This is a genomic window from Bacillus sp. TH13 (assembly GCF_016651175.1).
GTDB classification, from domain to species: Bacteria; Bacillota; Bacilli; order Bacillales; family Bacillaceae_G; genus Bacillus_A; species Bacillus_A thuringiensis_S.
Genome location: NZ_JAEKEJ010000025.1, coordinates 2,245,001 through 2,258,227 on the forward strand (window position 1 = coordinate 2,245,001; position 13,227 = coordinate 2,258,227).

A 13,227-nucleotide genomic window follows, 5' to 3' on the forward strand; every position below is an offset into this window, starting at 1 on the left:
GAGCTGTGATGGGGAAGCTCCTTATGGAGCGAAGTCTTTGATTCCCCGCTGCCAAGAAAAGCTTCTAGCGAGATAAAAGGTGCCTGTACCGCAAACCGACACAGGTAGGCGAGGAGAGAATCCTAAGGTGTGCGAGAGAACTCTGGTTAAGGAACTCGGCAAAATGACCCCGTAACTTCGGGAGAAGGGGTGCTTTCTTAACGGAAAGCCGCAGTGAATAGGCCCAAGCGACTGTTTAGCAAAAACACAGCTCTCTGCGAAGCCGTAAGGCGAAGTATAGGGGGTGACACCTGCCCGGTGCTGGAAGGTTAAGGAGAGGGGTTAGCGTAAGCGAAGCTCTGAACTGAAGCCCCAGTAAACGGCGGCCGTAACTATAACGGTCCTAAGGTAGCGAAATTCCTTGTCGGGTAAGTTCCGACCCGCACGAAAGGTGTAACGATTTGGGCACTGTCTCAACCAGAGACTCGGTGAAATTATAGTACCTGTGAAGATGCAGGTTACCCGCGACAGGACGGAAAGACCCCGTGGAGCTTTACTGTAGCCTGATATTGAATTTTGGTACAGTTTGTACAGGATAGGCGGGAGCCATTGAAACCGGAGCGCTAGCTTCGGTGGAGGCGCTGGTGGGATACCGCCCTGACTGTATTGAAATTCTAACCTACGGGTCTTATCGACCCGGGAGACAGTGTCAGGTGGGCAGTTTGACTGGGGCGGTCGCCTCCTAAAGTGTAACGGAGGCGCCCAAAGGTTCCCTCAGAATGGTTGGAAATCATTCGTAGAGTGCAAAGGCATAAGGGAGCTTGACTGCGAGACCTACAAGTCGAGCAGGGACGAAAGTCGGGCTTAGTGATCCGGTGGTTCCGCATGGAAGGGCCATCGCTCAACGGATAAAAGCTACCCCGGGGATAACAGGCTTATCTCCCCCAAGAGTCCACATCGACGGGGAGGTTTGGCACCTCGATGTCGGCTCATCGCATCCTGGGGCTGTAGTCGGTCCCAAGGGTTGGGCTGTTCGCCCATTAAAGCGGTACGCGAGCTGGGTTCAGAACGTCGTGAGACAGTTCGGTCCCTATCCGTCGTGGGCGTAGGAAATTTGAGAGGAGCTGTCCTTAGTACGAGAGGACCGGGATGGACGCACCGCTGGTGTACCAGTTGTTCTGCCAAGGGCATAGCTGGGTAGCTATGTGCGGAAGGGATAAGTGCTGAAAGCATCTAAGCATGAAGCCCCCCTCAAGATGAGATTTCCCATAGCGTAAGCTAGTAAGATCCCTGAAAGATGATCAGGTTGATAGGTTCGAGGTGGAAGCATGGTGACATGTGGAGCTGACGAATACTAATAGATCGAGGACTTAACCATATAATATGTAGCAATGTTATCTAGTTTTGAAGGAATATATATTTAAAATTCCTTTTGACATTCTGAAAAGAATGTGTATAATGATAAAAGTCTGGTAATGATGGCAGAGAGGTCACACCCGTTCCCATACCGAACACGGAAGTTAAGCTCTCTAGCGCCGATGGTAGTTGGGACCTTGTCCCTGTGAGAGTAGGACGTTGCCAGGCTTGTATTATTCCGCAGTAGCTCAGCGGTAGAGCTATCGGCTGTTAACCGATCGGTCGTAGGTTCGATTCCTACCTGCGGAGCCATTATGCTTCCATAGCTCAGCTGGTAGAGTACTTCCATGGTAAGGAAGAGGTCACCGGTTCAAGCCCGGTTGGAAGCTTGGAAAAGTTTTTAAATTTTTGGCCCGTTGGTCAAGTGGTTAAGACACCGCCCTTTCACGGCGGTAACACGGGTTCGAATCCCGTACGGGTCACCACTTTTGGAGGATTAGCTCAGCTGGGAGAGCACCTGCCTTACAAGCAGGGGGTCGGCGGTTCGATCCCGTCATCCTCCACCATATATGTTTAAATGTCGGAGGGGTAGCGAAGTGGCTAAACGCGGCGGACTGTAAATCCGCTCCTTCGGGTTCGGCAGTTCGAATCTGCCCCCCTCCACCATTTTCTTTAAAATAACCTGAAAGGGTTTATTTTTTTGAGAAGATAACCATACTAGTAAATATTAATGGGCTATAGCCAAGCGGTAAGGCAACGGACTTTGACTCCGTCATGCGCTGGTTCGAATCCAGCTAGCCCAGCCATTTACGAGCCATTAGCTCAGTTGGTAGAGCATCTGACTTTTAATCAGAGGGTCGAAGGTTCGAATCCTTCATGGCTCACCATTTTCGCGGAAGTAGTTCAGTGGTAGAATACAACCTTGCCAAGGTTGGGGTCGCGGGTTCGAATCCCGTCTTCCGCTTTATTACTAAGGGGCCTTAGCTCAGCTGGGAGAGCGCCTGCCTTGCACGCAGGAGGTCAGCGGTTCGATCCCGCTAGGCTCCATCTAAATAGAAAAAGCTTACATCATACGATGTAAGCTTTTTTGTGTTTAAAAAGACAACTTTTATATTTATCGTTTAAAATGAAGAAAACGTAAAAATAAGGGATGGGGGGATAATTGTGAAAGTTGTTATTGCATCTGATTCATATAAAGAAAGCCTAAAAGCTATAGAAGTATGTGGAGCTATTGAAAAAGGTTTTAGAGCGATTTTTCCTAATGCAGAGTATGTAAAAATACCAATTGGAGATGGAGGAGAAGGGACGGTTGAATCACTTGTTGATGCTACAGGGGGGAGAATTATATCAATTAGTGTGACAGGACCGCTTAGACAAGGTGTACAAGCTTTTTATGGCATTTCTAAAGATAAAAAGACAGCGTTTATTGAAATGGCAGCAGCATCAGGATTACAGCACGTTCCAGTTGAAAAGCGCAATCCACTTATTACAACGACAAAAGGAACAGGAGAACTTATATTACATGCGCTAGATCAAGGAGTGAAGTACATAATTTTAGGACTTGGAGGAAGTGCTACAAATGATGGTGGGGCAGGTATGTTAGCAGCTTTAGGAGTAAGATTTATAAATGACAAGGATGAAGTAATAAATCCATCTGGAGGCACATTACATTCAATTGTTGCTATTGATTTTTCACAACTGGACCCACGCTTAAAGGGAGTAAAGATAGAAGCGGCCTGTGATGTGGATAATCCATTAGTCGGAATGCAGGGAGCATCTTTCGTATTTGGGAGACAAAAGGGTGCGAATGTAGAGATGATGAAAGAGCTAGATGAGAATTTAAAACATTACGCGAATATCCTTAAACGATATGTATCTTTTGATGTATCTGAAATACCTGGTGCAGGGGCAGCGGGAGGAATGGGAGCAGCTGTTATTTCAGTGTTAAAGGGAGACTTGCGAAGGGGCATTGAAATTGTATTGAATTATACAAATTTCGATAAACATATAGAAGATGCAGATCTCATTATAACTGGTGAAGGTAGAATAGATGAACAAACTGCATATGGGAAGGCTCCTGTTGGTGTTGCGGGGCGTGCGAAACGTTTTTCTGTGCCTGTAATTGCTATTGGAGGGTCTGTATCATCTGATTATCCAGCTGTTTACGAGAAAGGAATAGATGCGGTATTTAGTATTACAACGAGACCGATGACACTAGAAGAAGCATATAGAGTAGCAGAAGAAAATATTGAAATGACAACGAAGAATATTGCAGCAGTATGGAAAATAGCGTCAGAAAAACACTTCTAAATGTAGGAGTGTTTTATTATTATTATTTGATAATAGTGATTGCGATTGTTTCATTAAGTTAACTTTATACATAGAATAGTCTTGAAATTTGATTTTCAACGTGAATATAAGTGAATAAATTGTATATCCATACAAAAAAATGTCGAGTTGAGTCAGACTATATAAAAGATTTAAAATATTTAGTGAAGGCATAAAAGGGGGATACTATCTATGAAAAAAGAAATTTCAGTTATTGGAGTTCCAATGGATTTAGGACAGATGCGTCGTGGAGTTGATATGGGACCGAGCGCGATCCGTTATGCAGGGGTAATTGAAAGAATTGAAGAAATTGGATATGACGTTAAAGATATGGGAGATATATGTATAGAGAGAGAAAAAGAGGTAGATGAAAATACAAAATTAAGAAACCTTAGACAAGTTGCAACTGTATGTAATGAATTAGCAAGTAAGGTGGATCATATTATAGAAGAAGGTCGTTTTCCACTTGTATTAGGTGGTGACCATAGTATTGCTATCGGTACATTAGCTGGTGTAGCCAAACATTATAAAAACTTAGGTGTTATTTGGTATGATGCACACGGTGATTTAAATACAGAGGAAACTTCACCATCTGGAAATATTCACGGTATGTCACTTGCTGCAAGTTTAGGTTATGGACATTCTTCACTTGTAGATTTATACGGAGCATATCCAAAGGTGAAAAAAGAGAATGTTGTAATTATCGGTGCGCGTGCATTAGATGAAGGAGAAAAAGACTTCATTCGCAATGAAGGTATTAAAGTGTTCTCGATGCATGAAATTGATCGTATGGGGATGACGGCTGTTATGGAAGAAACAATCGCATATTTATCTCATACTGATGGTGTACACTTATCATTAGATTTAGATGGTCTTGATCCTCATGATGCACCAGGTGTTGGAACGCCTGTAATTGGTGGTCTATCTTATCGTGAAAGCCACTTGGCGATGGAAATGTTAGCGGAAGCTGATATTATCACATCTGCTGAATTTGTTGAGGTAAATACGATTTTAGATGAGAGAAATAGAACGGCAACAACAGCAGTTGCTTTAATGGGTTCTTTATTCGGTGAAAAACTAAAATAAATGTAAGAAAAGCAACTGAGAAGTTGCTTTTTTTATTTGAAAATAGGCGTATAATAATGATTTATATTATACTGTAAGATAAAAATGTTTGACATCTTACCAATTTGAGCTAAAGGGGGTTGTTTGTAATTGTCGTTTATTTCATGTATGGTATAATTAACTAGTTGTTGGAAATACATACAGATAGAGCATAAAACAATATTTCAATATATGGATAGAATTGCTCGTAAGTAGGAGGAAGGGATAGCATGCCTTTTGAAGATACGACCATTTTGAAATATCTTAGTACGGCATTAGATATTGCCATTGTATGGTTTATTATATATAAGCTAATTCTTATAATCCGAGGGACGAAAGCTGTTCAACTTTTAAAAGGGATTACAGTTATCATTGTCGTTAAGATGATTAGTATTTTCCTTGAATTGCATACGCTATCTTGGCTAACTGAACAAGTATTAACGTGGGGATTTTTAGCCGTTATTATTATCTTTCAGCCAGAATTGCGAAGAGCACTTGAGCAGCTAGGGCGCGGGAGTTTATTTTCGCGTGTTGGAACGCATGAGGATGATGAACCTGAAATGGTTGCAACAGCGATAGCAAAAGCAACCGAATATATGGGGAAACGTAGAATTGGTGCATTAATTACTTTGTCAAAAGAGACCGGTATGGGTGATTATGTGGAAACGGGTATTCCGCTGAATGCAAACGTATCATCGGAATTACTTATTAATATTTTCATTCCAAATACACCTCTTCATGACGGAGCGGTAATTATGCAAGGAAGTACAATTAAAGCAGCAGCATGCTATCTTCCATTATCAGAAAGTCCGTTTATTTCTAAAGAATTAGGAACTAGACATCGTGCTGCAATGGGAGTTAGTGAAGTTACTGATAGTATTACAGTAGTTGTGTCTGAAGAAACTGGTCAAATTTCTTTAACGAAAAATGGTAAGTTGCATCGTGATTTGAAGACAGAACAGCTGAAGGATATGTTATTAGCTGAATTTAGTGGGAACGAAAAAACGACTTCTTCGTCTTTATGGAATTGGAGGAGAAAGCGTCATGGATAAGTTAATGGAGAATCATTGGTTTTTAAAAGGGATCTCATTACTATTGGCGTGTATGCTTTTTATGTCAGCGACGTTAACTGAAAAAAATACGACATCAGGTATATTACCTTTTGCAAATGATACGAAAGAAACATTAACTAATTATGCGATTAACCTTAAGTATGATGAGGAGAAATATATTGTAAGTGGTATTCCAGCAGAGGGCGTTAAGGTGAAGTTAGAAGGCCCAAAAGCATCAGTTGCTACAGCAAAAGCAAAAAAACAATTTGACATACCAATTGATTTGCGAGATAGTCCAAAAGGAACTTATGAGATTTCTTTAAAAACGAACGGGCTTCCAGATGATGTGAAAGGAACAGTTCAGCCATCAACAATTAAAGTTACTCTTCATGAAAAGGCGAGAAAATATGTTCATGTAGATTTGAAATTATCAAATGAGGATCAGATGCCAGCGGGGGCTACTCTCGAAAAATCAAGCCTTAAACCGGATACTGTTGAGGTAGTTGGGACGAAAGAAGAAATTGAAAGCATTTCATCTGCCAAAGCGTATGTTGATTTAAAAGGTGTTAATAAAACTGTTACAAAAACGCCCGAAGTTACATTATACAATAAAGAAGGAAAACGTTTAAATGTAAGAACAAGTCCATCTAAGATTAGTGTAACGTTGAATGTGGCAACGCAAACTACAGCCAATAATACTGAAAAAACTGTTCCTGTAACGTATACGAAGAAGGGGAATTTAGCAGAAGGATTGGCAGTTACAAATATCAGTGTCGAGCCGAGAGAAGTAACGATAGCTGGTCCAAAAGATATTTTGGATAATATACAATCGCTAGAGGGGGTCGAAGTAGATTTTAGTCAATTGACAGAGTCTACAACATTCGATGCCTCTGTTTTATTACCCAAGGGTGTAACAAGTGCAAAACCGAATCAAGTGAAGGTTTCGGTGGGAGTACAAAAAACAAAGCAAACGAAAACAAAAACGATTGATGGTATCCCAATCCAAAAAAATGGACTTTCTAAAGATGTTACGGCTCAGCTAATTTCGCCGCAAGATGAAAAGATAAGTGTTGATATTTCAGGAGAAGCAAGTATAGTAGATAAAATAACAGCTGCCCAAATAACAGCGGTAATTAATCTGCAAAATGTATCTTCAGGGACGAAAGATATTTCTATTCAAGTGAGTGGTCCTGGTAATATTTCAATAGAGCCAAAACAAAAAAGTGCTAAAGTTACTATTGTAAAAAAAGAAAAACCAGATAAAGAAGTACAGGGTAACGGTCAACAACCGGATTCAAACACCAATCAAGAAAATCAAAATCAGAAGCCAAAAAATCCTGAACCCGATCCAGAAAAGGAAACGGAACAGGAAAATAATCAAAACCAAAATCAAGATAAAGATAAAGAAACTAGTCAAGAACCAACAGTAGATAACCATAATCAAAAAGAGCAAGAAAAAGGAGCGAATCATAATGGGTAAATATTTTGGTACAGATGGAGTACGCGGAGTTGCAAATAAGGAGTTAACACCTGAATTAGCTTTCAAAATTGGGCGTTTTGGTGGTTATGTATTAACAAAAGATACAGATCGTCCAAAAGTAATTATCGGTCGTGATACACGTGTATCTGGCCATATGTTAGAAGGAGCTTTAGTAGCAGGTCTATTATCAACTGGAGCAGAAGTAATGCGCCTTGGCGTTATTTCTACACCGGGTGTTGCTTATTTAACAAAAGCACTAGACGCACAAGCGGGTGTTATGATTTCTGCATCTCATAATCCAGTACAAGATAACGGTATTAAATTCTTTGGTTCAGACGGCTTTAAATTAACAGATGAGCAAGAAGCTGAAATTGAAGCTTTATTAGACAAAGAAGTTGATGAACTACCACGTCCAACAGGTACTAACCTTGGACAAGTGAGCGATTACTTTGAAGGTGGACAAAAATATTTACAATACATTAAACAAACTGTTGAAGAAGACTTCTCTGGCCTACATATTGCTTTAGATTGTGCACATGGTGCCACATCTTCTTTAGCTCCATACTTATTTGCAGATTTAGAAGCTGATATTTCAACAATGGGGACTTCACCGAACGGTATGAATATTAACGAAGGTGTAGGATCTACACATCCAGAAGTATTAGCTGAATTAGTAAAAGAAAAAGGTGCTGACATCGGACTTGCTTTTGATGGCGATGGCGACCGTTTAATTGCTGTAGACGAAAAAGGAAACATCGTTGACGGTGATCAAATTATGTTTATTTGTGCGAAATACATGAAAGAAACTGGTCAATTAAAACATAATACAGTTGTTTCAACTGTTATGAGTAACTTAGGTTTCTACAAAGCACTTGAAGCAAATAATATTACAAGTGATAAAACAGCAGTCGGTGACCGCTACGTAATGGAAGAGATGAAACGCGGTGGTTACAACTTAGGTGGAGAACAATCAGGCCATATTATCTTACTTGATTACATTACAACTGGTGACGGAATGTTAAGTGCACTTCAACTTGTAAACATCATGAAAATGACGAAAAAACCATTATCTGAGCTTGCAGGAGAAATGACGAAATTCCCACAATTGCTAGTAAACGTTCGTGTAACAGATAAAAAATTAGCATTAGAAAATGAAAAAATTAAAGAAATTATTCGTGTTGTAGAGGAAGAAATGAACGGTGATGGCCGTATTCTTGTTCGTCCATCTGGAACAGAGCCACTTATTCGTGTAATGGCAGAAGCACCAACACAAGAAGTTTGTGATGCATATGTACATCGCATTGTAGAAGTTGTGAAAGCCGAAGTTGGCGCTGAATAATTAGCTGAATTTATATGAAAAAGGAGCACAAAAAGTGCTCCTTTTTCATATGTTTTATAGACGATGAAAAAAATTTCATTGACGGTTTATCCATGTTTGTTATAAGATGGTCTTGTTCTTTTTCTCAAAGGAAATATTGTAAATTATAAAAGCGCCAGAACTACAAATAGTGTAGTTGACGAGGTGGGGTTTATCGAGATTTCGGCGGATGACTCCCGGTTGTTCATCACAACCGCAAACTTTTACTTAAATCATTAAGGTGACTTAGTGGACAAAGGTGAAAGTGTGATGAGAGAAGAGGAACGGATGAAAACTAGCTGTATAAGTATATACGGACTTAAACCCAATCGAGAGGAAGGTGAAAGCCGTTACAAGCTTACAGGGCTAGCAATATGTAATCCGTTTTTTAGTATAAATAAAAATGGTATCGGACTATGTCGTTACATGTTCGCAGAGCAGTGTAAGCATTTGTAACGGCGACTAAACATGTGTGGAATCGTAGGATTTATTGGAGAGCAAGATGCAAAGGAAATTTTATTAAAAGGTTTAGAAAAGCTAGAATATCGTGGATATGATTCAGCAGGTATTGCAGTACAAGCAGAGAACGGTGTTGTTGTATACAAAGAAAAAGGCCGTATCGCAAAACTTCGTGAAATCGTAGATGAGAACGCAGCAGCAAGCGTAGGTATCGGACACACACGCTGGGCTACACACGGTGTTCCAAGTAAAGTAAACGCGCATCCGCATCAAAGTACATCAAAACGCTTTACACTAGTTCATAACGGTGTAATTGAAAACTATGAATTAGTGAAAAAGGAATATTTACAAGATGTAACGTTCGTAAGTGAAACAGATACAGAGATTATCGTACAGCTTATGGAACAACAAGTGAGCACAGGATTAAGTGTAGAAGAAGCGTTCCGTAATACGCTATCTCTTTTACATGGCTCTTATGCAATCGGATTACTTGATGCTGAAAATCCAAACATGATTTATGTTGCTAAAAACAAAAGCCCGCTATTAGTAGGTGTTGGTGACAACTTTAATGTTGTGGCAAGCGACGCTATGGCGATGTTACAAGTTACAGATCAATTTATTGAGTTAATGGATAAAGAAATCGTAATCGTAACGAAAGAAAGTATTACAATTAAAAACTTACAAGGTGAAACGATTGAACGTGCACCTTTTACAGCGGAATTAGACGCAAGTGATATTGAAAAGGGAACATATCCTCACTTCATGCTTAAAGAAATCGATGAGCAACCACTTGTAATCCGTAATATAATTCAAAAGTATCAAGATGAAAATGGCGAAATTGAATTAAATCAAGACATCCGCAATGCGATTTTAGATAGCGATCGTATTTACATCATTGCATGTGGAACGAGTTATCATGCAGGTCTTGTTGGAAAACAATTTATCGAGAAGTTTGCAAAAATGCCAGTTGAAGTACATGTAGCAAGTGAATTCTCTTACAACATGCCATTATTAACAGAAAGACCATTCTTCATTTACATTTCACAAAGTGGTGAAACAGCTGATAGCCGTGCAGTACTTGTACAAACAAATGAAATGGGTCATAAAGCATTAACAATTACAAACGTGCCTGGTTCTACTCTTTCTCGTGAAGCTGATTATACACTTCCATTATACGCTGGACCAGAAATTGCAGTTGCATCAACGAAAGCTTATACAGCACAGCTTGCAGTACTTTCAATTTTAGCAGCTGATATTGCTAAAGCAAAAGGTGAAGTTCTTGATTTCGATTTAACACACGAACTAGGACTTGTAGCAAATGCAATGATAGAACTTTGTGATCAAAAAGAAGAAATGGACGCATTAGCAAAACAATTTTTAGCAACAACGCGTAACTGTTTCTTCATCGGACGTAGCGTAGACTTCTACGTAGGATTAGAAGGTGCGTTAAAACTAAAAGAAATCTCTTACATCCAAGCAGAAGGATTCGCTGGAGGAGAGTTAAAACACGGTACAATCGCTTTAATCGAAAATGGTACACCAGTTATCGCACTTGCTACACAAGAGCACGTAAACCTTGGAATTCGCGGTAACGTGAAAGAAGTAGTAGCACGCGGTGCTAACCCATGTATCATCTCAATGAAAGGCTTAGAAATGGAAGGTGACAGCTTCGTATTACCAGCTGTACACGAAGCACTAGCACCGCTAGTAGCAGTTATTCCATTACAACTTATCTCATACTACGCAGCACTTCACCGCGAGTGTGATGTTGATAAGCCACGTAACTTAGCTAAATCTGTTACTGTTGAGTAGGAGATTGGTAGGTTAATAAATATAGTTATAGCTTTAAAATAAATTTACAAATTTACACCCCTTTAGATATTTTATCTAAAGGGGTGTTTTTGTGCCGAAAAAGAACATCTAGAATTGGTAAGTGGATAGAAACCTATAGATTAATGTTTTACTTTTATTTATCTGAATTTTCCGTTATTATTTTAAGTATCTGTGAAAAATCTCCTTTATTACGACAAAAAGAGACGAGGGATTTATGGACATTTCAAGGGGGTATATTGATGAAAGTGAATGAAAAAACATATCTAAGTATAGAAGAGATTATTTCATTACCAACCTTATTAAGTACAAACATAAGTGATGATGGTAAAAACGTAGCATTTGTTAAGAAGACGGCTGATTGGAAAGACAATACTTATAGAAATCATGTATGGATATATGAAAAAGATAAGAAGCAGAGTTCCCAATTATCAAATGGGGATATAGATAGTACACACCCATTATGGTCTCCAGATGCTAGGTGTATCGCATATCTTAGTCCAGTTGGTGATGGGGAAAATCAGATATTTGTTAAGTCACTAGGTGGTTATAGCGAGGTTCAAATTACTGATGAGAAGGAAGGAATTAGTACATTCAAATGGGATCCTACTGGCAAGGGTCTTTATTATGTTACGCAGTTAAAAGAATGTGAGGAGATAAAGAAACGTAAGGACCTATATGGAGATTTTCAACATATAGGTAAGGAACACCAGAATAATTGTTTATATTACATTGAAATAGAAAAGGTAATACAAAGTGATACAGATGAACACGAGAACAGAGTTGTTTATCAATTAACTGATGGTAAGGATTTTCATATCCATGAATTTGATATTTCAAATGATGGGAAGAAGATTGTGTTTATGGCGACACCAAGCTCAAATATGGCGGATTATATAAATGGAGATTTATACATACTCCATACTAAAGCTGGAGAGCTCCAAAAGCTGAATGTGGATAAGTTGTTGGGCGGTAGCGTCTGCTTTTCTCCTGACGGCAGTAAAATATGTTACACAGCAAGCATAAGAGGGAGGGATTACTATAGAAACCATATACAAGATTGTACGTTAGAGATATATGATATGAATACCGGAGAGGTAATTCAACCTTTAACAGATTTTGATAGTACAGTTATGCCACTACAGTGGACAGCTAAAGGAATTTTAATTAGATGGCAGAATAAAACAAATTATCTTATTGGTTTGCTAGCTGAAGATGGCACTGTGGAAGCATTAAGCGAAAAAGTAGATGGCTTTATAATGGATGCTTCTATAACAAAGGATGGAGAACATATATCCTATAATAAGGCTATAATAAATGAAACCTTTGAAATCTATTTAGACGATAAAAAAATAACGGATGAAAATAGCTTTTTCAAAGGGAAACTTAAAAGTAACAGGGAAATCATCTCATGGAAAAGTAGTGATGGTCTTGAAATAGAAGGTGTTTTATCAACGCCAGTAGAGTTTGACACTAATAAAAAATATCCTTTATTAGTAGTAATTCATGGCGGTCCGGCTTGGGCATCTTTTCCGATATTTTCAGACTGCTTCAATGAGAAATATCCAATTGAACAGTTTGTTGAAAAAGGCTTTATCGTTTTAGAACCAAATTACAGAGGAAGTTCAGGTTATGGTAATGAATTTTTAAAAGCTAACTATAGAAAACAGGGGATTGCTGACTACGACGATGTTATATCAGGAGTGGATAAACTAGTTGATCAAGGGATAGTAGATAAAGATAGAGTAGGAGTTATGGGATGGAGCAACGGTGGATATGTATCAGCTTTCTGTTCTACATTTAGTAGCAGGTTTAAAGCTATTTCAGTTGGCGGTGGAATAACTAACTGGAGTACCCATTATGTAAATACAGATATACCTTACTTTATTAGAATGTATTTGGGAAATACTCCATGGAATGATCCAGATATATATACGAAGACATCACCTATGACGTATATTAAATCAGCTTGTACGCCTACCTTAATTCAACATGGGGAAAAGGATGCAAGAATTCCAATTACAAATGCATATGATCTATATCAAGGATTAATGGATATGGAAGTTGATACAGAATTAATTATATTTAAAGGAATGGCATATAGTTCTGACCAACCAGGAGTTCATGTGGCTATTATGAAGCAGAACTTGATGTGGTTTTCACACTATATTCTTGGAGAGAGTATGGAGGGTTTTAGGACTTTATAATGGATGTTTGTACAAGACATAAGGTTGAAATGCTCTTCATATTGAGATGATTTATTATAAAATATATACTTAAAC

At 39.0% G+C, this 13,227-nt stretch carries 8 protein-coding genes, 9 tRNA genes and 2 rRNA genes (1 of these 19 running past the window's edge); all 19 read left to right on the top strand.

The annotated features are described in order from the left end of the window. Nucleotides 1–1,357: ribosomal RNA gene (locus tag JFU02_RS20030) — 23S ribosomal RNA — on the top strand (it extends 1,565 nt beyond the left edge of the window). A 90-nt stretch (nt 1,358–1,447) separates the two neighbouring features. Next, nucleotides 1,448–1,563 (top strand): 5S ribosomal RNA (gene rrf, locus JFU02_RS20035). 9 nt (nt 1,564–1,572) lie between these two features. After that, nucleotides 1,573–1,647: transfer RNA gene (locus JFU02_RS20040), tRNA-Asn, on the top strand. A 4-nt stretch (nt 1,648–1,651) separates the two neighbouring features. Then, a tRNA-Thr gene (locus JFU02_RS20045) sits at nt 1,652–1,724 on the top strand. 21 nt (nt 1,725–1,745) lie between these two features. Continuing rightward, a tRNA-Glu gene (locus tag JFU02_RS20050) sits at nt 1,746–1,820 on the top strand. A 5-nt stretch (nt 1,821–1,825) separates the two neighbouring features. Beyond that, nucleotides 1,826–1,901: transfer RNA gene (locus JFU02_RS20055), tRNA-Val, on the top strand. A 16-nt stretch (nt 1,902–1,917) separates the two neighbouring features. Then, nucleotides 1,918–2,001: transfer RNA gene (locus tag JFU02_RS20060), tRNA-Tyr, on the top strand. Nucleotides 2,002–2,066: 65 nt separating this feature from the next. Beyond that, nucleotides 2,067–2,141 (top strand) — tRNA-Gln (locus JFU02_RS20065). A gap of 5 nt (nt 2,142–2,146) precedes the next feature. After that, nucleotides 2,147–2,222: transfer RNA gene (locus JFU02_RS20070), tRNA-Lys, on the top strand. Nucleotides 2,223–2,227: 5 nt separating this feature from the next. After that, nucleotides 2,228–2,299: transfer RNA gene (locus JFU02_RS20075), tRNA-Gly, on the top strand. A 10-nt stretch (nt 2,300–2,309) separates the two neighbouring features. Continuing rightward, nucleotides 2,310–2,382 (top strand) — tRNA-Ala (locus JFU02_RS20080). Nucleotides 2,383–2,499: 117 nt separating this feature from the next. Further along, nucleotides 2,500–3,645 (top strand): glycerate kinase, encoded by a 1,146-nt coding sequence (locus JFU02_RS20085; protein ID WP_000869580.1) that lies wholly within the window; start codon nt 2,500–2,502, stop codon nt 3,643–3,645. A 210-nt stretch (nt 3,646–3,855) separates the two neighbouring features. Next, complete coding sequence (gene rocF, locus JFU02_RS20090) at nt 3,856–4,749, top strand: arginase (protein WP_097960135.1); 894 nt, start codon at nt 3,856–3,858, stop codon at nt 4,747–4,749. A gap of 248 nt (nt 4,750–4,997) precedes the next feature. Next, the gene (gene cdaA / locus JFU02_RS20095) at nt 4,998–5,819 is read left to right on the top strand and encodes a diadenylate cyclase CdaA (protein WP_001115695.1); all 822 of its coding nucleotides are present in this window, start codon (nt 4,998–5,000) and stop codon (nt 5,817–5,819) included. Continuing rightward, on the top strand, nt 5,812–7,299 hold the full coding sequence (locus JFU02_RS20100; protein ID WP_097960136.1) for a CdaR family protein: 1,488 nt from the start codon (nt 5,812–5,814) through the stop codon (nt 7,297–7,299). The genes cdaA and JFU02_RS20100 overlap by 8 nt, the downstream gene beginning before the upstream one ends. After that, a complete protein-coding gene (gene glmM / locus JFU02_RS20105) occupies nt 7,292–8,638 on the top strand; it encodes a phosphoglucosamine mutase (RefSeq protein ID WP_000521479.1) in 1,347 nt (448 codons plus the stop codon). Before JFU02_RS20100 ends, glmM begins: the two co-directional genes overlap by 8 nt. A 288-nt stretch (nt 8,639–8,926) precedes the next feature. Continuing rightward, nucleotides 8,927–9,112 (top strand): hypothetical protein, encoded by a 186-nt coding sequence (locus tag JFU02_RS20110; RefSeq protein ID WP_001206405.1) that lies wholly within the window; start codon nt 8,927–8,929, stop codon nt 9,110–9,112. A 12-nt stretch (nt 9,113–9,124) separates the two neighbouring features. Beyond that, nucleotides 9,125–10,927 carry a glutamine--fructose-6-phosphate transaminase (isomerizing) gene (glmS, locus tag JFU02_RS20115; protein WP_098838684.1) on the top strand — a complete coding sequence of 601 codons (1,803 nt, stop codon included), beginning with the start codon at nt 9,125–9,127 and terminating at the stop codon, nt 10,925–10,927. Between the two features lie 260 nt (nt 10,928–11,187). Beyond that, a complete protein-coding gene (locus JFU02_RS20120) occupies nt 11,188–13,152 on the top strand; it encodes a S9 family peptidase (protein WP_141551114.1) in 1,965 nt (654 codons plus the stop codon). Nucleotides 13,153–13,227: the final 75 nt, after the last annotated feature.

What these genes read in the sequence shown, in the direction of transcription:
- rocF (WP_097960135.1), top strand. Translation starts at nt 3,856, where the DNA reads ATGAAAAAAGAAATTTCAGTTATTGGAGTTCCAATGGATTTAGGACAG.
- cdaA (WP_001115695.1), top strand. Translation starts at nt 4,998, where the DNA reads ATGCCTTTTGAAGATACGACCATTTTGAAATATCTTAGTACGGCATTA.
- JFU02_RS20100 (WP_097960136.1), top strand. Translation starts at nt 5,812, where the DNA reads ATGGATAAGTTAATGGAGAATCATTGGTTTTTAAAAGGGATCTCATTA.
- glmM (WP_000521479.1), top strand. Translation starts at nt 7,292, where the DNA reads ATGGGTAAATATTTTGGTACAGATGGAGTACGCGGAGTTGCAAATAAG.
- JFU02_RS20110 (WP_001206405.1), top strand. Translation starts at nt 8,927, where the DNA reads ATGAGAGAAGAGGAACGGATGAAAACTAGCTGTATAAGTATATACGGA.
- glmS (WP_098838684.1), top strand. Translation starts at nt 9,125, where the DNA reads ATGTGTGGAATCGTAGGATTTATTGGAGAGCAAGATGCAAAGGAAATT.
- JFU02_RS20120 (WP_141551114.1), top strand. Translation starts at nt 11,188, where the DNA reads ATGAAAGTGAATGAAAAAACATATCTAAGTATAGAAGAGATTATTTCA.